Source organism: Streptomyces sp. NPDC053750 (assembly GCF_044544295.1).
Taxonomy (GTDB): domain Bacteria; phylum Actinomycetota; class Actinomycetes; order Streptomycetales; family Streptomycetaceae; genus Streptomyces.
In genome coordinates this window covers 48,741-69,952 of sequence record NZ_JBITXB010000015.1, presented here as the reverse complement: position 1 = coordinate 69,952, position 21,212 = coordinate 48,741, and the positions used below count along the sequence as shown (strand labels likewise).

General features: G+C 71.0%; 20 protein-coding genes. 10 read left to right on the top strand and 10 right to left on the bottom strand.

The genetic code is table 11. The features are described 5' to 3' along the window. Positions 1–710 precede the first annotated feature (710 nt). Positions 711–1,334 carry a DUF6302 family protein gene (locus tag ACIGO6_RS32020; RefSeq protein ID WP_399882445.1) on the top strand — a complete coding sequence of 208 codons (624 nt, stop codon included), beginning with the start codon at positions 711–713 and terminating at the stop codon, positions 1,332–1,334. Further along, complete coding sequence (locus tag ACIGO6_RS32015) at positions 1,250–2,647, top strand: transcriptional regulator (RefSeq protein ID WP_266552234.1); 1,398 nt, start codon at positions 1,250–1,252, stop codon at positions 2,645–2,647. The genes ACIGO6_RS32020 and ACIGO6_RS32015 overlap by 85 nt, the downstream gene beginning before the upstream one ends. A gap of 79 nt (positions 2,648–2,726) precedes the next feature. Here ACIGO6_RS32015 and ACIGO6_RS32010 read toward each other — a convergent pair whose 3' ends face one another. The 10 genes from ACIGO6_RS32010 to ACIGO6_RS31965 form a co-directional block, all read right to left on the bottom strand. After that, positions 2,727–3,830, bottom strand: a complete 1,104-nt coding sequence (locus tag ACIGO6_RS32010; protein ID WP_399882443.1) for a class I SAM-dependent methyltransferase — start codon at positions 3,828–3,830, stop codon at positions 2,727–2,729. A gap of 80 nt (positions 3,831–3,910) precedes the next feature. Further along, on the bottom strand, positions 3,911–4,480 hold the full coding sequence (locus ACIGO6_RS32005) for a nitroreductase (protein ID WP_024126775.1): 570 nt from the start codon (positions 4,478–4,480) through the stop codon (positions 3,911–3,913). After that, positions 4,477–5,751 (bottom strand): cation:proton antiporter, encoded by a 1,275-nt coding sequence (locus ACIGO6_RS32000; protein ID WP_205383863.1) that lies wholly within the window; start codon positions 5,749–5,751, stop codon positions 4,477–4,479. Before ACIGO6_RS32000 ends, ACIGO6_RS32005 begins: the two co-directional genes overlap by 4 nt. A 67-nt stretch (positions 5,752–5,818) precedes the next feature. After that, entirely contained in the window at positions 5,819–6,685 is an 867-nt protein-coding gene (locus ACIGO6_RS31995) for a dimethylarginine dimethylaminohydrolase family protein (RefSeq protein ID WP_266552221.1), read from the bottom strand. Between the two features lie 130 nt (positions 6,686–6,815). Then, positions 6,816–7,247, bottom strand: a complete 432-nt coding sequence (locus ACIGO6_RS31990) for a GFA family protein (RefSeq protein ID WP_266552218.1) — start codon at positions 7,245–7,247, stop codon at positions 6,816–6,818. After that, positions 7,247–8,077: a DUF3865 domain-containing protein gene (locus ACIGO6_RS31985; RefSeq protein ID WP_399882440.1), complete on the bottom strand. Its 831-nt coding sequence runs from the start codon at positions 8,075–8,077 to the stop codon at positions 7,247–7,249. Before ACIGO6_RS31985 ends, ACIGO6_RS31990 begins: the two co-directional genes overlap by 1 nt. Beyond that, on the bottom strand, positions 8,074–9,396 hold the full coding sequence (locus ACIGO6_RS31980; RefSeq protein ID WP_399882438.1) for a hypothetical protein: 1,323 nt from the start codon (positions 9,394–9,396) through the stop codon (positions 8,074–8,076). The genes ACIGO6_RS31985 and ACIGO6_RS31980 overlap by 4 nt, the downstream gene beginning before the upstream one ends. A 66-nt stretch (positions 9,397–9,462) precedes the next feature. Then, positions 9,463–10,608 carry an inosamine-phosphate amidinotransferase 1 gene (locus ACIGO6_RS31975; RefSeq protein WP_399882436.1) on the bottom strand — a complete coding sequence of 382 codons (1,146 nt, stop codon included), beginning with the start codon at positions 10,606–10,608 and terminating at the stop codon, positions 9,463–9,465. Positions 10,609–10,717: 109 nt separating this feature from the next. After that, the gene (locus tag ACIGO6_RS31970) at positions 10,718–11,764 is read right to left on the bottom strand and encodes a fatty acid desaturase family protein (RefSeq protein ID WP_399882434.1); all 1,047 of its coding nucleotides are present in this window, start codon (positions 11,762–11,764) and stop codon (positions 10,718–10,720) included. Between the two features lie 137 nt (positions 11,765–11,901). Beyond that, positions 11,902–12,147, bottom strand: coding sequence for a hypothetical protein (locus tag ACIGO6_RS31965; RefSeq protein WP_399882432.1), 246 nt, complete (start codon positions 12,145–12,147; stop codon positions 11,902–11,904). A 503-nt stretch (positions 12,148–12,650) separates the two neighbouring features. Between ACIGO6_RS31965 and ACIGO6_RS31960 the strand changes: the two genes are divergently transcribed. The 8 genes from ACIGO6_RS31960 (at position 12,651) to ACIGO6_RS31925 (ending at position 21,201) form a co-directional block, all read left to right on the top strand. Beyond that, positions 12,651–13,529, top strand: a complete 879-nt coding sequence (locus tag ACIGO6_RS31960) for an amino acid--tRNA ligase-related protein (protein ID WP_399882430.1) — start codon at positions 12,651–12,653, stop codon at positions 13,527–13,529. A 19-nt stretch (positions 13,530–13,548) separates the two neighbouring features. Continuing rightward, positions 13,549–14,391, top strand: a complete 843-nt coding sequence (locus tag ACIGO6_RS31955; protein WP_266552196.1) for a TauD/TfdA family dioxygenase — start codon at positions 13,549–13,551, stop codon at positions 14,389–14,391. A gap of 83 nt (positions 14,392–14,474) precedes the next feature. After that, positions 14,475–15,602 (top strand): DNA alkylation repair protein, encoded by a 1,128-nt coding sequence (locus ACIGO6_RS31950; RefSeq protein WP_399882427.1) that lies wholly within the window; start codon positions 14,475–14,477, stop codon positions 15,600–15,602. 222 nt (positions 15,603–15,824) lie between these two features. Further along, positions 15,825–16,664, top strand: coding sequence for an endonuclease/exonuclease/phosphatase family protein (locus ACIGO6_RS31945; protein WP_266552190.1), 840 nt, complete (start codon positions 15,825–15,827; stop codon positions 16,662–16,664). 254 nt (positions 16,665–16,918) lie between these two features. Continuing rightward, entirely contained in the window at positions 16,919–18,853 is a 1,935-nt protein-coding gene (locus ACIGO6_RS31940) for an ABC transporter ATP-binding protein (protein ID WP_266552187.1), read from the top strand. Then, positions 18,850–19,395, top strand: a complete 546-nt coding sequence (locus ACIGO6_RS31935; RefSeq protein ID WP_266552184.1) for an HIT family protein — start codon at positions 18,850–18,852, stop codon at positions 19,393–19,395. Before ACIGO6_RS31940 ends, ACIGO6_RS31935 begins: the two co-directional genes overlap by 4 nt. Further along, positions 19,392–20,429, top strand: coding sequence for a phosphotransferase enzyme family protein (locus ACIGO6_RS31930; protein WP_266552181.1), 1,038 nt, complete (start codon positions 19,392–19,394; stop codon positions 20,427–20,429). Before ACIGO6_RS31935 ends, ACIGO6_RS31930 begins: the two co-directional genes overlap by 4 nt. Next, complete coding sequence (locus ACIGO6_RS31925; protein ID WP_266552178.1) at positions 20,413–21,201, top strand: MFS transporter; 789 nt, start codon at positions 20,413–20,415, stop codon at positions 21,199–21,201. Before ACIGO6_RS31930 ends, ACIGO6_RS31925 begins: the two co-directional genes overlap by 17 nt. The last annotated feature ends 11 nt before the right edge of the window (positions 21,202–21,212 follow it).

Below are 21,212 nucleotides of genomic sequence, written 5' to 3'. Positions count from 1 at the left end.
TGGGTGGACGCGTTGGCGGCCAGCGCCCGAGCCGCCCTCGTCTACAGCTCCGGCCCCCTCCCGGCATCCCTTCTTCCTCTGCCGGACCGAACTGCCCCCGCCAATCCCGGCCAGCGAACAGCATCCTCGCACCGGTGCCGGACGGTGCTGCTACTGCACGAGAACATACTTGACCGGATACCTGACGGAATGTCCCACCTCTTCCGCTTGGCCGAAGACGGGGTCATCACCATGCACCTCGTGCCGGAATCACTCGCCAAGCCCATATCGCTGCTCACCGAGTACACGTGCACGGCTTGGGGCTGGGATGGAAGCAACGCCCAGCGGCTCCGTCGCCAGGTGTACGTCGTTCACCACCCCTGCCACACACAGAGCGGCGTACGCAACGGTCCTGCGGCTACAGGCGAACGCCAGCTGCTCGAAGAGGCCCTCCGCCGGGCACTGCCTTCCGAGTGGAGCTTGGACCAGCTCCAGCAAGCCGCCCATGCCCAACGACAGCCCCCTACCGAGGCCGCAGGCAGCCGCGCTGCCCTGCTGGCGCCACCGGCACAGGCCTCGCCGTCGGACCGCCGGAGCAGGAGGTCGGCATGACGTCCCCGCGCCCACCGTCGCGGCGGCCCGGATCCACACCTCCACCTCTGGGGAGACCTTCGTGCTCACGTCCGCAGCCTGCAGCTCGCCGGTACGGCCCCCAGCGCGATCCCGCGATCGTGGGCTCCTACCACCTCAACTACCGCTCCACCACCAAGAGGGCGGTGCAGCACTCCGGGCCGATCAGTCCGGCCATGCCGAGCACGGCTTCGGCCGCGTCCGCGAGCTCGTTGCCGTTGTCCTGCGCGTTCCACACTTCCTGCCGCGCGCGCGTCTGGGCGGCCGTGCGGGACCGGCCCGGATTTCCGCGTGTACGGATCGGCCTGTCGGTCCACCGCGACACCTGCCACACCGTCGACTGGGGCCCACGCCAGCCCTGGGACGACGCGGAGCGCGGCAGGTACTTCGGCTACGCGCCGTCCGCCATCAACACCTTCGTCCGCCGCCCCTCGATCCCCGACCACCCGGCGGCCCAGGTGGAGCACGACTCGGACCAGGACGACGGGCGGCCCTGGCACCAGGATCCGCTGAAGTCGACGCTGCGCGACCTCGGCGGCTGCCTCACCGTGATCCTGCTGGGCGTGCTGATCACTCTGCTCGTCTCGGCGGCCAAGGCGAACGCCACCGGTCCCACCCCTACTTCCCCTCCTTCCTCGACGTGGAAGCCAACCGTCGAAACAGCGCTCCCGGCTGGCACCACTTCGCCCTCTCCACTGACCTCACCACGATGGGCGGCGCGATGACGAAGCCTGGATCAGCGAAGGCGGAGCGCAACGAGGTCTTACTCAAGCATCTGGAGACGCTGGACTGGTCCATCAGCGGCTTCGCTCGCCGCATTGCCGCTCGCTGCGAGGCCATCCACCTGCCCTACACGGTGGTCACGAGCACCGTCTCGCGATGGTGCAAGGGCGCAACCCCCAGCGACGACCTCGCGGCCGCCGCGTGCCATGTGCTGTCCAATGCCCTGCATCGGGTGGTGACGCCGGAGAGTCTGGGTTGGCCGTCCGACACCGGCCTGGTCGCGGCGCAGTCGCTGGAGTACCTGGACGTCCCTCATGCCGTGCGGATGCTCTCGAAGCTGTGGGCCCTGGACGCCATGCGCCGACGCAACGTCGTCAAGAGCGCCTTCTCTCCGAGCGTCTTCGGTCCCGCCTCGAGGGAGGCGCTCGTCATGCCGGCCGACGCCGTGATCAGTGGTCACGGGCAGCACAAGGTGACCGCGGCGGACATCGACCTTCTCGACGAGCAGACGCGGCTGTTCGGCAAGCTCGACTCCCAGCACGGCGGGGGCAAGTTCCGCGGCGCGTTCGCGTCGATGATGGACACGCACGCTACGCCGATGTTGAACGGGAGCTTCTCCGCCCGGACTGGGCGGCGGCTGTACGGCAGCGTGGTGGACGCCGTCCTGGCGATGGCCTCGATGGCCTACGACGACCAGCTTCCCGGTCTCGCCCAGCGTTACGACCTTCAGGCGATGCGGCTGGCCCAGGCGATCGGCGACCGCGCCCGCATCACCCGGGTCCACATCCATCAGGCCCGGTTGGCGGCGACGCAGGGAGGCCAGGCGGATGTGCTCGCTCACGCGCGTAGCGCTGTGCTGGCGGCCCAGGGGGCCCCTCCTTTGGTCAGGGCCTACGCGTACGTGACCGAGGCCCGGGCGTGGGCGCTGAACGGTCAGGCGGACCAGGTCGTGGCGGCGGTGAAGCGGGCCCGCGAGTTCTTCGTCCGCGCGCAGAGCAGCGCCGGCCCGGCCTGGCTTGAGTGGTTCGATCTGCGTGAGCTGGAAGGACAGGCGGCGTGGGCGTTCGCCGTCGCCGGCTTGGCCGAGCAGGGCGCTCAGGCCCTGAAGGAGGCGTCGGCCCTTCCGTCGGACCGGACGCGCGACACGGTGGAACTCTTGATCACGGAGGCCGTGCTGGCGCGGCTGCGCGGTGACTCGGCCGAGCACATGGCGGCGGCGAGGCGGGCCTCCCAGGCCTCGCAGCACCTGATGAGCCGACGGCTGTCCGAGCGCCTGGACCGCCTGAACGCGGGCGAGCCGCTGCGCGACTTCTGAGCTTCTTCGTCCCCCGCCAGGACGCCCCGCGCCCGGGGCCGGGGCCGCGATGTACCGGAGGCCGCGGCCCGGTGGCCGGTCAGCCCGCGGGGAAGAGGTCCCGGTAGAGCGAGTGGGACCTGAAGGCGCCGCCGTGATGCGGGGAGATCAGAGATCCGCGGCGCTGTTGCCCGTCGGCGCTGCGCAGGACAGCCTGGAGCTGATAGTCCGGGTGAACACGGTCGTCGCTGAGGGCGGCCGCGAAGGTGAGCTCCAGGACATCTCCGGGCTCGACCGGCACGGGACTGTCGAAGAGCGGCAAGTAGATGGTGGCCCAGTTCGTCTTCATGCTCAGTGCGTCGAGAGGCTCTTCGTCCGGCAGGCACCAGAGGTTGAGCCAGGTGAGCACGCCATCCACGAGGCCAGACCGCGTGATGGCCAAGTGCGTGGTCGTACGCTGCTGCGTCTGCAGGTCACCGTTGAAGTCGAGCACCTCGATGGGAGCTCCCTCGGAGAGCAGCGCGTCGGCGGGCGGGTTCTCGACCCTGAGTCGTACGTCGAAGGGGCTGCCGTGCCAGCCGAAGATGCTTCGTAGGTACGGGAGTGCGGCCTCGGCGAACGCCACGGGCTGTTCGGGGAGCAGGTCGGACAGGCGGACCGCGGCGGCCAAGGTGACCGCGCGGTGGGGGATGACCAGCCCGCCGGGTTCCAGGAGGCGGGTGCGGGCGTCGGCCAGGACGGCTGCCGCGCCTTCGGCGCCGGCGAGCGAGCCGATGATCTCGGCGACACAGACATCGGCGCGGGGGGCGAAGCGGAGTCTGGTCGACTCGCCGAGCAGGAGCGTGATCCGGTCCGGGGACTCGAGGGCCGGCAGGTTGGCGGCCGCCTTGTGGAACGCGTCCTCGATGACCTCGATGGCCACTGCGTGCCGGGCTCCGGCCTGCACGCCTTCGCGTGCCCAGAGCAGGTCCTGGCCCGTTCCGATGTCCAGGATCCGCCGGTCTGGTGCCAGGTTCGCCAGTGCCGCGCGGAACCGGTGGTTGCGCTCGTCGTCGGTGGTCATGCTCGTGTAGAGGAACGGGTCGTAGATCGGGTATTCCCCCACGCTCGGCCACAGGGCGGGGCGGCCCTCTCGTTCGGGGCCGGGGTCGACGCGCACGCTCAGGGTGTGCCCGGGGATCTCGATGTGCTGGATGTCGCGCACGGTCTGCCTTTCGCGGAGGTTCGGCGTCCGCCCAGCTCCGCTGCCGCGACTGCCGGCGTGTCGTGTGCTGGGTGACGGGCTCAGATGCCGGTGGTGTGCCAGGTGATCCTGGCGGGGGTGTCGAGCGGCCGCCGGTCGGCGGCGTTGGAGGCGCACCGGGTCCCGACGTAGAGCCAGCCCAGGAGCTGTTCGTCGTCGTCGACGCCGAGGTACTTGTGGACCTGGGGTGCCCGAACAGCGGCGCCGGTGCGCCAGATCGAAGCGAAGCCTTGGCTGTGCAGGAGCAGCGAGAGGGTGGTGACCATGCCGGTGGTGGCGGCCAGTTGCTCCCACTCGGGGACCTTCGGGTGGTTGGGCACGGGCCGGTGCACGATCGTCAGGAGCAGGGGCGCGCGCAGGGGCTTCGCGGCGGCACGGCGGGCCTGTTCCGGTGTGTCGGCGGCTTCGCCGAGCGCGTCGCCGAGTCGGGCCCGCTCGTCGCCGCTCACCGCGACCAGTCGCCAGGGGCGAAGCCGCCCGTGATCGGGTGCGGTCGCCGCGGCCTGGACGAGGCGCTCCAGTTCGGCGGGGCCGGGGGCGGGCTCGGTCAGGCGGGGTGCGCTGCGCCGGGTGAGGACCGCGTCCAGGACCGGGTTCGGGGAGCGGGTCATCGGGTCGCCTCCCCGGCCGGGGCGCGCTCGGGATCGTCGTGGGGTGCCGGCGGGGTCATTCGCGGGTCGTCGCCGGCCACGCGCCGGAGGATCGGGGCGGTGGCCGCGGTGGTGATGACGGTCATGATCACTAGGAGGGTGAACAAGGTCTCGGTGATGACGCCGGTCTGCAGGCCGATGCCCAGGACGACGAGTTCGGTCAGGCCGCGGCAGTTCATGAGCGTGCCGACGGCGGCCGCCCAGCGCCAGTCGGAGCCGGTGAGCCGGGCGGCACCGGCCGCGCCGCCCCACTTGCCGACGACGGCGACGGCGAGGATGGCCGCGCCCCAGCCCCACTGTCCGGCGGGCAGGGTGGAGAAGTCGGTGTGCAGGCCGGCGTCGACGAAGAACAGCGGCAGCAGGAGCGGCAGGACGACGGTGCGGATGCGTGCGGCGCTGCGTTCGACGGCCGGCAGTCCGCGGGGGGCGGCGGCGCCGAGCAGGAACGCGCCGAAGGCGGGGTGCACGCCGATCTGGTCGGTGGTGTAGGCGCTGAGGCAAAGCCCGGTGAAGAGGAGGGCCAGGACGAGTTCGTCGCCGGTGCGGCCGGCGCGCTCGAGCAGGGTGCGCAGCAGCGGGCGTATGAGGGTGAGGCCGGCGGCGAAGGCGGCGGTGAGACCAAGGGTGGTCAGGGCCGACAGGGCAGTGCCGGTGGTGGCCAGGGCGACGGCGGCGGTGAGCAGGCACCAGGCGAGGGCGTCGTCGGTGGCGGCGCAGGCCAGGGCGAAGGTTCCCAGAGGCGTGGTCTCCAGGCCGCGGTCGGCGAGGATCCGGGCGAGGACCGGGAAGGCGGTGATGCTCAGGGCGACGGCGACGAACAGGGTGAACGGCAGCCGCTCGACGCCGTCGGGGGCGAAGTGCGGGTAGAGGGCGGCGGCCAGGGCGGCGCCGAGGGCCATGGGGAGCAGGAGTCCGGTGAGGCTGACCGCGGCGACGGCGCCGCGGGTGGTGCGCAGGCTGCGCAGGTCGAGTTCTAGTCCGGTCAGGAACAGGAAGGCCAGGAGGCCGAGGGTGCCCAGGGCGGAGGTGACGGGCAGGACCGAGGGCGGCAGGAGGTGCTGCTGGACGGTGGGGGCGAGCCAGCCGAGCAGCGAGGGACCGAGCAGGGTTCCGGCAAGGATCTCGCCGATGACCGGAGGCTGGCCGAGCAGCCTGACGGCCCGCCCGCCGGCCTGGCAGGCGAGGACCACGACCGGGACGGCGAGGAGCACGGGCAGCAGCGGGTCGGACACGACAGCTCCAGGAGTCGGGCGAAGAACCGCACGGCGGTGCGGCGGCCGGGCGGGAACCGGGAGTGGATCAGGCGCGGGTCAGCGGCAGGGTGGTGCAGCGCAGCGAGCCGGGGATCCGGGTGACCTCGGAGTAGTCGACGGTGAGGATTTCGAGTCCGCGCGCGGCGAGCTGCCCTGCGATGCGGTCGCTGCCGGCGGTGACGATCACGGTGTCCGGAGCGATCGCCAGGACGTTGGCCTGGACGGCGCGCGCCTCTGTCTCGGTGACGTCGACGAGGTCGAAGTGCTGCTCGAAGAAGTGCAGTTCGGCGGGCGGGAAGACCTCGCGGTGGATGAGGGCGGTGCCGGGCGCGACGATGGTGAAGTGGTCGTCCAGGTGGACGATGCCGTCGACAGCGAAGCGGACCGGGCGGACCTCACGGTCGACGCCGTGGTGGGCCAGTGCCCGTTGCAGCGCCCCCAAGCCCGCGGGGGACGTCTCCTCCCCGAGGCCGACCAGGACGGTGCCGGTGTGCAGGGCGACGTCACCGCCCTCGATGGTGCCCTCGTCCAGGTGGGCGACGTGCGGGGCGCCGGTCAGCAGCGGGGCGAGCGCTTCGGCCTCGGGGAGGCGGTGCGTGGAGTTCAGGCGCGCCATGACCAGGACGTGGTCGATGACGAAGGCGATGTCGCGGGGGTAGTGCTGGACCGGGCACCCCGGCACGGCGTCGAGGAGGGTCACCTCGGTGCCGCGGCCGCGAAGGAGGTCAATCAGAGTGTCCTGCTGGGAGCGGACGGTAGCCGGATCGTACGGCTGCCAGGAGCTGGTGGTCTTCTGGCGGGTCAGGACGGGGTGGACGCCGGGGCCGTCGAGGTCGGGGGTGACGTCGCTGGCGTAGCGCATGGCGACGTGGCGCAGGGCGCCGTACTCGCTGGTGGCGTGCGGAGTAAGCACGATGGTGTCTCCTGGGCGGGGTGCGGGACGGTCGGACGGTGAGCCGGACCCGGCGCAGACGGTCCCAGGAGGGTGCGGGTCCGGGGGCCGGCAGGGTCAGGGCTGCCGGCCCCCGGAGGTCTCGCGGGTGTCAGGCGACGGGGCTCTTCTGGGTGTCGGGGACCTGGGGCAGCCAGTGCACGGCGTCGTCGCGGAAGGACTGGTTGACGGGGACGAGATCGGCTCCGCTGGTGTCGTCCAGGGCGGTGACGACGATGCCGAGCTCGGGGACGTCGCTGTCGATCGCCGCGAGGCGGCTGCCGCAGTTCGGGCAGAAGCCGCGCTGGGCCTCGCCCTCGAACGTGGTGTACCAGGTCGGCTCGACGCCGCCTGTCCAGGTGACGTTTTCGGGGGCGAAGCCGGCCCACCACATCATCGGTCCGCCGCCGAGCTTCTTGCAGTGCGGGCAGCTGCAGGTGTGCGGGTAGACGGCCTTGCCCTTGGCGGTGAAGCGGACCCGTCCGCACAGGCATCCGCCGGTTCGCTCCTGGGCTGCGGCGACGATGTCGGGGGTGGCGTTCATCAGTTCATCTCCGAGGCGCGGTGGGCGAGTTGAGCCCACCAGTGTGTCATCCCTTCGGTGATCGTCAGCCAGCCGTCGAGGGCCTGGGGCAGGTCGATGTGGAAGAGTTCACTCTCCTTGATGAACCTGGCCAGGCCCTCGATGTGGGCGGCCTCGACGCTCATGCCGCTGACCTGGGCGGCCTCGTGCTCGTCGTCGAGGTGGAGTTCGTAGTAGTAGTGCAGGGCCTTGAGCTCGCTGCCGCTGCGGCCGGTGGTCAGCTCGCCGTAGCGGTTGGTGATGTCGCGCAGGATCTCGGTCTCGGCGATCGCCACGGCCTCGGTGGCGTAGTAGGCGCCGGCGATGTGGCTGGGCATGTGCGAGCCGACCATCCACTGGTGGAGGTTGACCAGCGTCTCGGTTTCGGGGGCGGGCACGTGGCCGTTGACGAGCAGGCCGAGATCCGACAGGAGCGCGTTGGTGTAGAGGACGTAGTGCGCTGGCACCTTGCCGCGCTCGCCGCCCTCCTCCAGGTGGTTGCGGCGCAGCTCGTGAGCGAGCTCGGGGCAGTAGCCCTCAACGGCGGTGGCGGCCGCCTTGAGGAACTGGGCGTTGTAGCGGGCAAACACCGAGAGCTCCTCGATGTACATCCGGGCCTGGCGCTCGTTGAGGTCGGCGGCGCCGACCTTCTCGGCGATCCGCTCGTACGCCCAGTCGACCAGCGGCGCCAGGTGAGCGGTGACCAGGGCGGTGCCGGAGGTGAACTTGCCCAGCAGGGTGCCATTGACGGCGCTCTGCGTCTCGGGGTGGGCCTTCAGATAGGCCTGGACGAGGCTGTTGTCGGGGGTCACGCGTCGGCGTCCTTGGTGTCGGAGGGGCGGGGGGTCAGGTGCAGGCCGCCGGTGGCTCCCAGGGCGCGGACGGCGGTCAGGAGCTCGGTGTTGTCGGGCAGGACGAGGGTTTCGCCGCGGTTGAGGGCGGTGACGGTGTCCCGGTCCAGGCCCGCGCCGTCGAGGGCGATCCCCGGCTGGTGGCCGCGCAGCAGGACCTGAGAGTCGCTGTCGTCGTCGAGCAGGGTGGTCACCTGGTAGGGGGCAATCACGCGGATGCTGGCGCCCGGCGTGACTCGCTCGGGGTCGAAGGCGTCCGCGGCTTCCTGGCGGGACAGGTCGCCCTCGACGAGCTCCCAGCCGCCGTTGCTCAGCAGGGTGGCCCACCGCTGCTCGGCGTGCTGGCGGGCGGCGCCGCGGACGCGGTCGGCGGCGACGGTCAGGAGTTCGCGGCCGACGCTGGCCAGCCGGTCGGCGACGGCGCCGGGCCCGGCGGCCGTGTCCGCCATCGCGGAGGGCTCGTTGAGCGGGTCGTCGGGCCCCTCCCCGGCCAGGTCGGCGAGGACGTCCGGGATGATGCGGCTCTGCAGGATCTGCGCGTACGGGTAGGTGTACAGCGGCATGGCCACCGAGACGGAGAATGTGTCCTGGGTGCCGACGTGGAAGACCCGGCGGGGCAGGAAGAGAGCGTCGCCCGGCTCCAGCAGGAAGTGCTCAGCCTCCTTCAGCAGTGCGCGGTAGTCGCCGTAGGTGGGTTCCTTGCCGCCGGTCAGCTTCTCGTACTGCTCGGCGGGCCAGCAGTAGAAGTTCTTGGCGTTGGGGCCGAGGTGGACGAGGAAGGCGTCCTCGTAGCCCTCGTGGATCCCGAAGGCGGTGCCCGCGTAGTTCCCGGCAAAGGCGACCTGTTCGGCGCCGCCCAGCGGCAGGCCCCACCCGTCGATGACGGTCTTGAGGAAGGTGCCGAGGCCTGCGGCGAGGGCGGGGCTGACGGTCTCCAGGTTGTTGATGACCAGGGAGAACCGCTCGGCGCCGGCGAGGTCCTGCATCCACGGCACGAAGGCGTCGACGCCCCCGTCCCAGCCCGGGGCGGTCAGGGCCTGGGGCAGGAGGTCGTCGCGGCGGTCCTCGCCGACGTAGACGCGGGCGTGCGCCTTGATGTCGGTGCCGGCGGTGTGGGCTCGGCGGATGGCCTCGAATCCGGCCAGGACGTCGTCCGGTCCGGCCGCGGTGGCGGGGATGATGCCCTTGAAGAGGAAGGGCGTGGTCCGCCCGGCGGTGTGGTCGGGGAAGGTGCCGGTCCAGAAGGCCTGGTCGGGCGGCCAGGGGTAGGCGGTGTCCATCAAGGATCTCCTGACGTCGGGGCGGACTGTCGTGTTCGAGGGAGCCGTGGCGAGGGGGCGCCGGGGTTAGCTGAGGTAGTCCTCGGGGCCGCCGCGGCGGACGGTGTCGAGGGTGAAGCAGTGGAAGCCGCCGCCGAACAGCCGCCGGTGGCGGTGGCGGACGGGGACGACGGTGAACCCGTGGCCCTCCAGGACCTCGATCAGTTCCGGGTAGAGCGAGTTGACGACGACGGTGTTCTCGTCGATGGACAGCAGGTTGATGTCCATGTACCGGCTGCCGATGGGGATGACAAAGCCGAGGTCGCTGTAGTCCGGGAAGTTGCTGTCGTCGGTCTCGGGGGCGTAGATCACGTCCCAGGACTGCATGGCCGCGGGCAGGTACTTCAGGTAGGCCGGGGAGCGCAGCAGCATCAGGCCGGGGCGCAGCGGGACCAGGACGCTGTCGATGTGGTTGTCGGCCATGGCGTCCAGGCGGTGAAATCGCAGGTCGCGGATGTTGTCCCTCAGCCAGCGCAGGGCGAGTTCGTGGTTGTGGTTGGCGACGTTGACCAGGACGTCGCGGCCCAGGCGCATGCACTGCGCGCCGTCGAAGACCATCTCCAAACCCAGGCCCTCGATCGCGCCGGCGCTCTCGCTGTCGGTGGCGCGGCTGACGTCCAGGTTCTGGCGAGTGAAGTAGGCGGTGTCCAGGGAGTCGCGGGCCAGGGCCGGGCGCGGCATGCTCAGCCAGTTCGCCCCCTCCTGGTAGTAGCGGTAGAAGGCGGGCTTGAGCAGGTCGTTCTCGAAGATGCGGGCGCGGACGTGGGGCGCGGTCTCCACGATGGTGTTGCCGAGGATGATGGTCTGGTCGCGGACGTTGAGCGGCGGGGTGGCCCTGGCGTCCCAGTGCGGGGAGCGGATGTCGATGTCCTTGCCGGGCGCCGCCGGCCGCAGGACCTTCACCCCGCATCCGGTCAGGGCGTCGGCCAGGCCGGCGATGTCCTCGTTGAGCTCGTCGACCAACTGCCCGGGGATTGGCAGCAGTTCCTCCCCTGACGGGCTGGCATGCCGGCCGAGGACCGGGGCGACGTTGTCGTAGAAGAACAGCCGCCACGAGGTGTCGGTGTGGTGGGCGTCGTAATGCTCGGCGCGGCCGAGGACGACTTCGTCGAGCCGGGTGAACTCGTCGAAGCTGTTCAGGGCCGACGGCGAGGCAGGTGCGGGCTGGGGCATGGTGGGCCGCCTCCTCGGCGGCGGGTGACGGCGCCCCCTCGCCTGCGGCGCGCGGGTGCGCGGCCGGGGGCGGTGCCGTACAGGGTTCGGAGGTCGGGCGAGGACGAGGTCAGGCGGCCGAGGCGTGCTGGGATGGGGTGCAGGCGGCGCCGGGAGCAGCGGCGAGCCGGGTGATGATGTCCTCGATCACGCACGGTTGGTCGGGGGTGGAGCGCCGCCGGAAGAAGTAGCCGGAGCACCACGGCACTTCGCCGAAGCGCGGCAGGTGCTGCGCGGCAAGGACGCGGGCCTCAGGCAGGCGCCGCCAAGGGATCTGAGGGCACCAGTGGTGGATGGGGTGGAACATGTCGTCCAGGTGGCCGCCGAGCAGGTGCCGGGTGAGCCAGTGGGAGGTCCAGCCGCGGGTCTGAAGGAGGACATCGCCGTTCTCGATCAGCCCGGCGTGGTTGCCGAGATCGGTGATCCAGGTGACGACCGGCCGCACCAGGACAAGGGGGAGCAGCCAGTAGAGAAGGAGGTACGGCACGCCGCCCACGGGCCACAGCGTGGCGACGACGCCGGTCCACAGCACGGCTCGGGTGGCCAGGGCCCGCCAGGTCTCCCCCGGCGCGCGGGTGACCAGGGCCAGCACCGCGGTCTTCGGCAGCCGCCACAGGGCGTTGCGCACGATGACCCGCAGAACGAAGGCGCGGCGGCTGGGCGCCCGGCCCGCGGCGCGGATGTTGCCGGCGCGGTAGGACTGGAACATCGGGTCGTCGTCCGAGCCGAGCTTGGCGTGGTGGACGTAGTGGCTGCTTCGGTAGGGCTCGAAGCCTTCGCCAAGCAGGCCAGTCAGGAGGTAGCCGACGATCCGGTTGGCGCGGCGGGTGGCCATGAGCTTGGAGTGCACGCACTCGTGGCCGAGATTGGACAGGTGGCGCTGGCGCACCCCGATGTAGCACACGGCGAGCAGGGGGCCGGCGACGTGACCGATGAGGTGACCGGCGATCGCTGCGGCGGTGATCGCCATGAGGTCCCAGGTGACGTCCCACAGGCCGATGGTCGGGCGCCCGCAGAGCTTCTCCAGGTCGGCGATGAGCTGCTGCCCGAGGGCCTTGCGCACAGGGCCGGAAGCTCCGGTGCCGCTGCGGGTCCTGCCGGCGGCGGGGCTGCCCATCAGGTTCTCCAGTCGACGCGGTGCGGATGAAAGGGGGGCCGGGCTCCGGCGCGCCCCCCGGGGGGCGCGCGCCGCACGGGTGACCTGCCGTTGGGCGGGCGCGCCGGAGCACGACGAAGGGGTGGATCAGCCGCGTGTCAGGCGGCGACGGGGGCGCTGTCCGGGCGCATGCCGGCCTTCAGACCGGCGGCGTCGGGGCGCATGCCGGCCTTCAGACCGGGGGCGTCCGGCCGCATGCCGGCCTTCAGACCGGCGGCGTCCGGCCGCATGCCGGCCTTCAGACCGGGGGCGTCCGGCCGCATGCCGGCCTTCAGACCGGCGGCGTCCGGCCGCATGCCGGCCTTCAGGCCGGTGTCCGGGGTCATTCCAGCGGTAGCGGTCATCGAGTTCTCCCTGCTCGGTCGCGGGTGATCCGCGAGTCCGGGTGATCGGGCTGTGGAACTGCCGGGCCGCGGGTCCGGTGAGGTGCTGAACCGTCGGCTCGGCACGCCGTGGTGTGGGCGCACGCCGGTGGAGAGGGCCGCGCCGGAGCACGTCTCCTCCACCTGTGGAGGAGCGTTGCGTGGTGGTCACGCCGGGCGCTTGGCCAGTCACGCTAGGACTCGGCCGAGGAGGGCCGCAATGGCTCTGGCCGTTGCGCCGGTTGCACGGGACCGTTGCGTCACCGTTGCGCACAGACTCTGGTTGACCTGCGAAAACGCCGAACTCTGTTCCTGAACGGGCCTCGTTGCGGGCCCGTTGGGCGTGGCAGGACCGGTGGGAGGGCTTCTACTGCTCGTACAGGCGCGGCTACTTTGTGGCCCCGCCGAGGACCTGAACGACAGATCACCGTGGGGCCCGGCTTCCCGCGAACTGCGCCCGGAAACAGCGGCCTTGAGGAGTACCCGTGCTCAACCCAGTCGTCATGAGGTCCGACCTGCTGTTCAGCCTGCGGGACACGCTCCGCGCCGAGGCCTTCGTCGAGGTGACCACCCCGACGATGCGCAGAGCCGATCTCGGCCCGGGGCGCCGTCTGCCGGTGGACCATGACAGCGGGCGGTTCCTGCGGGCGATGATCGGCCCGGCCCTGCGCGTGAACCTGGAGCACCACCGGCGCATCTTCGAGATCGGTGCGTGCTTCCGGCCCGAGAAGCTCGACCAGCTGCACGCGCCCGAGTTCCAGATGCTCGATCTCTACGCTGCCGACGAGGACTTCGACTTCCTCCTGGCGCTCGCCGAGAGGCTGATCGGCCCGCACATCCCGTACGCCCCGCAGCGCGTCTCCGTCGCCAGCTACGTCCGCGACCAGTTCGGCATCGACCTGCACCGCGAGCCCCTCGGGGACCTTCCCGCCCAAATGGCCGCCCACCTGGGCATGAGCGCGGACGTGCCGTTCAAGACAGTGCTCGGGCAGTACGTGGAACGCGAGGTGGAGTCCCAGAGCGCCGGCGCCGCGCTGTTCCTGACCGAGTACCCGGTCGGCGGGGACGAGCCGTGCGCCCGCCTGGCACCCGGCACGACGGCCGTCCTCAACCGCTTCGAGGTCCTGGTCGACGGCATCGAGGTCGTCCACGGCTACGAGGACGAGCCCGACGGGGCCGCGTTCGTCGAACGGGCCCGCGCGGTGGACCTGTACGACGACGAGCAGGCCCTGGCCAGGGAGGCGATCGACGCGGGACGTGTGCCGGCCGGCAGCGTCGGACTCGGCATCGGCATCGAGCGGCTGTGCATGGCCGCCTCCGGTGTCAAAGACATCAGCGTCTTCCAGCCCTCGCCCCAGTTCTGACCGTCCGGAAGGAGTAGCGATGGACCTGTCGCTGCGCCCGCTCGACGAGAGCGGCTTCGGCGCCATCGTCGATGCCAACCTCGCGATACACGCCGAGCGCCTCGCGCCCCAGTTGGCGGCGGCCCTGCATCAGCACCGGCTGCTGATCGTGCCCCGCCAGCACCTGAACCACGCCGACTTGCTGACCGTCGCCTCCTGTTTCGGGACGGTGGACACCAGCGTCGACCGCCGGTACGCCGTCGGCGGCTTCCCGGGCCTGACCGTCATCAGCAACATCGTCGAGGACGGCAAGCACATCGGCGTCTACGACGGGGACAACGAGGAGGAGTGGCACGCCGACAACAGCTTCAAGCCCCAGCTCACCTCGGCGACGATGCTCTACTCGGTCATCACCCCCGCACGCGGCGGCGAGACCCGCTTCGCCGATGCGACCCGCGCCTACGCCGACCTTCCCCCGGCGGTGCGACAGCGGATCGAGGCGATGCGCGCGGTGCACTCCATCGAGCAGCTCGGCGCGCTCCAGAGCCAGGCCAGCGGCGGTCAGTCGTCGATCGCGGCCGGGAGTCTGGCCGCGAGCCCGGAGGTCGTACACCCGCTCGTCCTGACCCACCCCGCAACCGGCGCCCGCTCCCTGCTGCTCGGCTCCATGGTGATCAGTGGCATTAGCACGCTCGCCGAGCAGGAGAGCCGTGCGCTGCTGGAGGAGCTGCTGGAGCACACGACCAGCGCGCCGTACGTCTACAGCCACCGCTGGGAGCAGGGCGACCTGGTCGTGTGGGACAACCTCGCCACCCTCCACACCGCCTCCCCCTGCGACAGCTCCCGCCACCGCCGGCTGCTGTACCGCGCCGCCGTCCGATAGCCGAAAGCCCCCGCGTTCACACCGCCGGATGACCTGCGGCGAGAACACGAGGTTGCCCCCGTAGCCAGCCCTAGGGTGTGCCCATGACCGCGAAGGTTCCCCTGAAAGAGACCGCTCTCAACGCTGAGCGCATCGCCCGCATCGGCCGCGAAGTCCATGCCGTATGCCCCGAGTTCGACGCCGACGCGTTCGTGACGTCGGTGATGGCGGACCTTCCCCGGCTGGAGCTGGGTGCCCGGATCGCCCGGACCAGCGAGGGCCTGCACACCTACCTTCCGGTCACCGGCTCCCAGGCCCTCGACGTGCTGATGCGCTCCCTGCCGCCGACCCCGGAAGCGGCCGGCGTGCCGAACGACTTCGGCCTGCACACCTACTCGCCCTACTCCCATTTCGTGGCGCGCTACCTTCGCACCGGCGAGTACCTGGACCAGGCCCTGGCCGCTCTCGCGCGCCTCACCCGGTACTTCTCGGCAGAGGTCGCCGTGCGGCATTTCCTCAACGACTTTCCCGAGGAGACGATGAAGGCGGTCGATGCCTGGGCCCGCGACGAGGACTACCGGACCCGCCGGCTCGCGAGCGAAGCCACCCGTCCGCTGCTGCCCTGCGCCCCACGCATCTCCCTGCCGGCTGATGCGGCACTGCCCGTACTCGAACAGCTCTACGGCGACTCCAGCACTTACGTCCGCGCGTCGGTCGCCAACCACCTCCACGATCTGTCCGATACGCAGCCGGACCTGGTACTTGCCACCCTTCAGCGCTGGAAAGACTCCGGTCGAGCTGCCGACAAGCACTTGACTTTCATCGCCCGGCAGGCCCTGCGCAGCAGGTTGAAGAAGGGCTGGCCGGCTGCGTACGCCTTCCTCGGCTACGCCCACGACGCACCGATCGACCTGTCGCCCCTCACTCTGGAGCGCACCGAGCTCGCCGACGGCGACACGCTCAGCTTTTCCGCCACGCTGACCACCACGGCGGCCGTCCCGGTGCACGTGATGTTCGTGATCTCGTCGACGACACCGACTGGCAAGCCACGCGAGAAGGTGTACTTCCTTCTGCGTGGCACTGCCGAGCCCCACAGCGAACTCCTGCTCACGAAGGACCACGTGCTGCGGTCGACGGCCACCGCGAAGCTGACACCCGGCGCCTACTCGATCGCCCTCCAGGTCAACGGGCGCCGATTCCCCGCGGCCGCCTTCACCGTCCTCACTCCCTGACCACTCCCCTCCCCGGCCCGACCCAGGTCCTCCCTGTTCAAGGCAGTGCCCTCCGCGCCGCTGCCGCCCCAGCCATGCGCGCACGACGACCACACGACCGGCAAGGACGCGGATGGCGAAGAGAACTGGCTGGCCTAACTACCCGGCGCCCCCACGCCTGCGGGGCGCCGGCCCTGGACGCGTCTGCATGATCCAACTACGCGAAAGTGAGATACCAGCCGTATGACTGACTCGCCACTCCTCTTACCGGCGGACCGGCAGCTGCGCGTGGGCAGCTACAACCTCCTCAACGGCGGCCAGGAGCGCTGGGAGGACCAGGTCCGCCTGCTGGGCGGCCTGAACCTGGACGTGCTGAACCTCCAGGAGGCCAAGCACTGGGACCAGAAGGACTCCGAACGCGTGTACGCAACCGCGGAACGGCTGGGGATGCAGCCGCTGCTCGCACGGTCGCGTAGTCACGGATGCCACCTCGTCACGTACTACCGGTGGCCGCGGGTGCAGTGTCTGGGGTTCTCCCCCGACGTTGCATGCGGCAACTTCCACCACACCGTCCTGCGAGCCCGGATGCGCATCACCGGGGTCCGGGAGCCGGTCGTGCTCCTTCACACCCACCTCGACCCGTTCAGCCCGCAGGACCGGCTGGCAGAAGTCCAGTGGCTGACCGAGCACGCCGGCGCACGCACCCTGCTGGCCGGAGATCTCAACACCCCCGGCGCCGACGACGAAGAGCCGGAGGACTGGGATCTGATCCCGGCGCACCAGCACTCCGGGCACCGCCTCATGCTGCCCGACGGCTCATACGGCGGCACAGACCGCCGGGCGATCCGCGCGCTCATGCACGCCGGATTCGTCGACCCGCCCGTCCATCTGGATCAGCCCATCCCACGCACCGCGGGCCACCTGAGTCCGGAGCAGAAGGGGGACCACCGAGCCGACCATGTCCTGCTCTCCCCCGCGCTCGCCCCGGCGCTGCATTCCTACGAGGTACTCGACGACACCGTCACCCAGCAGCTGAGCGATCACCTCCCGGTCATCGTCACCCTCGACATCGCCCGCATGTGACTCCGCCGGGTGGCCGGCCGAAGAGCCGCTGTCCTGCCGGGCCTCTCGAGATACGGACCTCGACGCGAGCCTCGGCGTTTCGGCCAACTGCACGAAGCGTCTGCATCCGTAGACCCCAAGGGTCGGTGCATCCCGCAGTCTCCGCCGCGCGCTCTATTCCGGGGTTCCCAGCTCGACTGAAACACAGGTGTTCGAAATCCATGTCGGGTCGTTGAGCTTCACGACCCAGCCGCAGCGACCGTCAGGGGGCCACGTTGACCTCGGCCAGCACACAGGACCAGCCGGATACCGGCACATCAGAGGCGGGTGCTCCGGACGAGACGAGCAGAGCCCAGGACGAGGAGTTCCTCTACCGGGACGAATCGAGGCATCAGGCTGGGGCACAGCTGACCACCGGCACCATGGCGCGACGGCTGCCGGCACTGGTTCTGCGGTCACTGAAGATGGCCTGGCAGGTGGACCGAGGTGCGACAGCCGGACTGCTCGCGTGCCAGATCGGCACCGGCGTGCTCGCCGCGCTGGGGCTGCTCGCCGTCACGGGGTCGATCACCGCGCTGATCTCGTCGGGCGACATCACCGAACGCCTGTGGGAGGCGGCGCCCCAGCTGGCGGTCGTCGCCGCGGCCACCGGGCTGCGGGCGCTGCTGGGGATCACGGTGACGTGGCTGACCGGGCGGCTGCGGCCGGTGCTGGCCCGAGCTGCGGAGCTGACGATGATCGAGGCCGCGCTCGGCGCGGAGCTGGCGGCGAACAACAAGCCCGGCTACAACGACTTCTACGACATCGCCGACCGCGGTGCCCAGGTCACTCCGGACCTGGTGGACGAGGCACAGGACGTGTTGGCGGCCACGGCTACGCTCGCCGCCGGCGCGACCGTTCTCGCCGTGCTGCACCCCGTGCTTCTTCCTCTGCTCCTCCTGGCCTGCCTGCCACAGGCCGCCGCGTACGTACGGGCCGCCCGGGTGGTGTACCTGGCGGGCCTCGAGACCTCCGGGCGCCGCCGCATGCTGCACAAGCTGCGCTGGCACATGGCGTACATGGAGTCCAGCGAGGAGATGCGAGCCTGCCTGGCCGGGCCCTTCCTCACCGCCCGGTACCGGCGCCTCGCCGCCTCGGTCAACGCCGCGGAGCGCAAGGCCGCGAACACCGGCGCGTGGATGGGACTGGCCGGCGCGGTTGCCGGCGGAGTGGCGGCGGCCGCGGTGTGGGCCGCGCTGCTGTGGCTCCTGGCTTCCGGGCGCATGAGCCTCGCGTCAGGAGGCGGCGCGGTCTTCGCGCTGCAGACGGCGACCGGTTCCGTGCGCGGCATCATCAACGGCGGGGCCCGACTGGTGCGCACCGGCTGGTACGTGCAGGACTGGCAGAACTTCCTCGACAACGCCCACGGGCAGGCCATGACCGCTTCCCGCGGTCCCAAGATGCTGTCCGCTCCGCCGGAGCGGTTCGAGGTCCGCGACGTCACCTACCGGTACGACGGCGCCCCGAAGGACAGCCTCAGCGGCGTCTCCCTCCAGGTGCGGCGCGGGGAGATCATTGCGCTGGTCGGTGAGAACGGGTCGGGCAAGTCGACCCTGTCGCGGCTGATCTGCGGGCTGCTGCTGCCCACGGCAGGTGAGGTGGCCTGGGACCACGTGGCTACGGCCGAGCTGGACCCGTGGGAGGCGTGGAAGCATGTCGCCCTGGTGCCGCAGAAGTACACCTACCTGCCCTTGAGCATGCGGGACAACATCACGTTCGGGCAGGGGGATACCGCAGACACCGCGGTGCTCGCCGCGTGCGAGGCGTCCGGGGCGACGGACATGCTGCCCCATCTGCGGTCCGGTCTGGACACCCTGCTGACGTCCGAGTGGTTCGGTGGCCAGCAGCTGTCCGGGGGCCAGTGGCAGCGGGTGGTGCTCACCAGGGCGTTTCACCGGCAGGCGGCTCTGCTGGTGATGGACGAGCCCACCGCTGCTCTGGACGCGCGGGCCGAGCATCGCGTCTTCACCGGGCTGCGGGACCTGGCCAAGGACCGGGCGATCCTGCTGATCACCCACCGGCTCGCCAACGTCGCCATCGCGGACAAGATCATCGTTCTCGATCAGGGACGCATCGTCCAGGAAGGCTCCTACGAGGAGCTCACCCGCGAGCCGGGGCTGTTCCGCTCCCTGTGGGAACTGCAGCAGCGCACTACCGGCGAGGCAGCATGATCCCCGACCACCCTCAGTCCCACTCCGCGCACTCACCAGCCACCAGCGCCTGGCCGGCGGACTTCACCGCGCACCGGATCGGCGCCGGCTGCCCGATGTGCCGAAACGACTTCGACGCCGACGACATCGGCTGGGGCCTGCTCGTACGGCGCGGTGAGGTCAGCAACGCCTACCTGTGGCGCAGCGGACAGGTCCGCGGGTATGCCGTCGTGATCTACACAGGACGTCATGTCGCCGAGCCCACTGAGCTGGACGAGGGAGAGGCGGCCGCGTTCTGGCGCGACGTCCTGGCCCTGGGCCGCGCGGTGGAGGCGCTTTACGAGCCGCTGAAGATGAACTATCTGCTGCTGGGGAACCAGATCCCGCACGCCCACTGGCACTGCGTTCCGCGACGTGAAGCCGGAACGGACCCGGCGCCGGGCGGGCCGCTGCCCTTCGATGCGCTCGATCTCGGACGGCAGGACGAGGTGCAGCTGCAGGCGGATGCCCTAGCACTGCGCCGGCTGCTGCCTCCCTCCGGCCGGCCGGGGGTGCGGCGATGAACGGCGCAGAGTCGGACGGGATGGTCGTGGCGGGGATCCTGACGCTGTTCTACCGGATCGTCCCGACCGTGGTCGGCGAAGGTCCTGCGGGGACCGCGACCCGCAACTATGTGGCCCGGGACAGCGACGGAGCCCGGTGGTTCGTGAAGTCATACCCGGCGGGCACCGATCTGGACGCGGAGCGCCAGGCGCTCGAGCTCGGCGAGTTCGCGCGGCTCGGCCGGATCCCGGTTCCGGTAGTGCGCAAGACCCTGGAAGGTGACCTCATCGCGGCCGCCGGCGGTATGGCGGTGTCGGTCGCGGCGTACGTCGAGGACACGGAGACGGCGGAGGGTGGCCTGTCCGGCGATCGGTGGGCCGCGGTGGGCGAGACCGTCGGGCACCTTCACCGGACCCTGGCCCGGCACCCGGCCGGACCTCCGCGCCGTGTACCCGCCCGGGAAGTCTGCGATGTGAAGCGGGCCCGGCAGCGCCTTGACAGGCTGCTCGTCCTCTTCGCCAAGAGGCCGCCCACCTCGGGGTTTCCCGCCTGGGCACGGGAGACCGCCGCCCGGCGGCTCGACGCGCTGCCTGCCGTGGCCGCCATGGTCAAAGGGCTGCCGACGACGCTGACGGTGCAGACCGTCCACGGAGACCTGGCCTCGCCCAACCTGCTCCTGCGCGGACAGCAGGTGGCCGCATTGATCGACTTCCGGCCGCCCGGTCACCGCAGCCCCGCCTGGGAGCTCGGGCGGATCGTCCTGGACCCGCGCACTGTCCTGGCGCAGCCGCAGTGGCCTACCGGCCTCGCTGAAGCTGTCGCTGCCTACCGGGCAGCCAACCCGGCGCTGCCGGCCGAAGAACTCCTCGCCGTGCCCCGCCTTGCCGCCGGATACCTGGCCTGCTCGGTGTATCCCCTGTCCGAGGCCGTCGACGACCCGGCCGCCGTCACCCCCGAACTCGAGGCGTACGGGCGCAACCGGCAGGCGGCCATGGCCGAGCTGTGCGAGCGCCTGACGGAAGCCGAGGAGGTGCTCCATGACTTCCTCCACTGACCCCTCCTCCTCTCCCGGCACCCGGCCGTCGTTGTGGCGGCACCGCAACTTCCGCCGCTACCTGACCGGGCAGGCAGCCAGCGTGACCGGCAGCTCGATCAGCAGCATGGTGATCCCCGTGCTGGCGGTGCTCGAACTGGACGCGACCACCGCCGAGGTCGCCTGGCTGACGTTCCTGGGCCAACTGCCGCCCGCACTGCTGGCATTGCACGCCGGGGCCCTCGCCGATCGACACTCCAAGCGGAGGCAGATGATCACCGGCGACCTGGTCAGCGCCGCCGCGCTGGCCAGCGTGCCGGTGGGGGCCGCGCTCGACCGGCTGTCCCTGACCCAGCTGATGGTGGTCGCGGCCGTGCAAGGCGCGGCGGGGGTGCTGCACGATGCCGCCGCGATCAGTCTCCTGCCCAGCCTGGTCGACCGGCCCCTGCTCCAACGGAGCAACAGCCGCATCGGCGGGCTCTTCGCCGTCGCCGCCACCGCGGGCAGCAACCTCGGCGCCGCCCTGACCGCGCTCCTCGGCCCGGCCCGGGCGCTTCTCGGGGATGTCCTGTCCTACCTCGTCAGCGCCTGGTGCACCGCCCGCATCCAGGCCCCCGAAAGCTCCCGGCCGGCAGCGGAAGGCCGCCGGCTGCACACCGAGATCGGTGATGGCCTGCGCTACGTGAACGGCGACCACCGGCTGCGCACCCTGACCCTCGTCAACGCGACGACGTCGTTCGCCCTGGCGCTCCTCAATACCTTGTGGGCGCTGTACCTGCTTGTTCCCGCTTAACGACGGTGTTG

Coding starts and splice junctions, on each gene's coding strand:
- ACIGO6_RS32005 (WP_024126775.1), bottom strand. CDS start 4,480: ATGACCCGCTCCCCGAACCCGGTCCTGGACGCGGTCCTCACCCGGCGC.
- ACIGO6_RS31990 (WP_266552218.1), bottom strand. CDS start 7,247: ATGAACGCCACCCCCGACATCGTCGCCGCAGCCCAGGAGCGAACCGGC.
- ACIGO6_RS31980 (WP_399882438.1), bottom strand. CDS start 9,396: ATGGACACCGCCTACCCCTGGCCGCCCGACCAGGCCTTCTGGACCGGC.
- ACIGO6_RS31975 (WP_399882436.1), bottom strand. CDS start 10,608: ATGCCCCAGCCCGCACCTGCCTCGCCGTCGGCCCTGAACAGCTTCGAC.
- ACIGO6_RS31970 (WP_399882434.1), bottom strand. CDS start 11,764: ATGGGCAGCCCCGCCGCCGGCAGGACCCGCAGCGGCACCGGAGCTTCC.
- ACIGO6_RS31965 (WP_399882432.1), bottom strand. CDS start 12,147: ATGACCGCTACCGCTGGAATGACCCCGGACACCGGCCTGAAGGCCGGC.
- ACIGO6_RS31955 (WP_266552196.1), top strand. CDS start 13,549: ATGGACCTGTCGCTGCGCCCGCTCGACGAGAGCGGCTTCGGCGCCATC.
- ACIGO6_RS31950 (WP_399882427.1), top strand. CDS start 14,475: ATGACCGCGAAGGTTCCCCTGAAAGAGACCGCTCTCAACGCTGAGCGC.
- ACIGO6_RS31945 (WP_266552190.1), top strand. CDS start 15,825: ATGACTGACTCGCCACTCCTCTTACCGGCGGACCGGCAGCTGCGCGTG.
- ACIGO6_RS31935 (WP_266552184.1), top strand. CDS start 18,850: ATGATCCCCGACCACCCTCAGTCCCACTCCGCGCACTCACCAGCCACC.
- ACIGO6_RS31930 (WP_266552181.1), top strand. CDS start 19,392: ATGAACGGCGCAGAGTCGGACGGGATGGTCGTGGCGGGGATCCTGACG.
- ACIGO6_RS31925 (WP_266552178.1), top strand. CDS start 20,413: ATGACTTCCTCCACTGACCCCTCCTCCTCTCCCGGCACCCGGCCGTCG.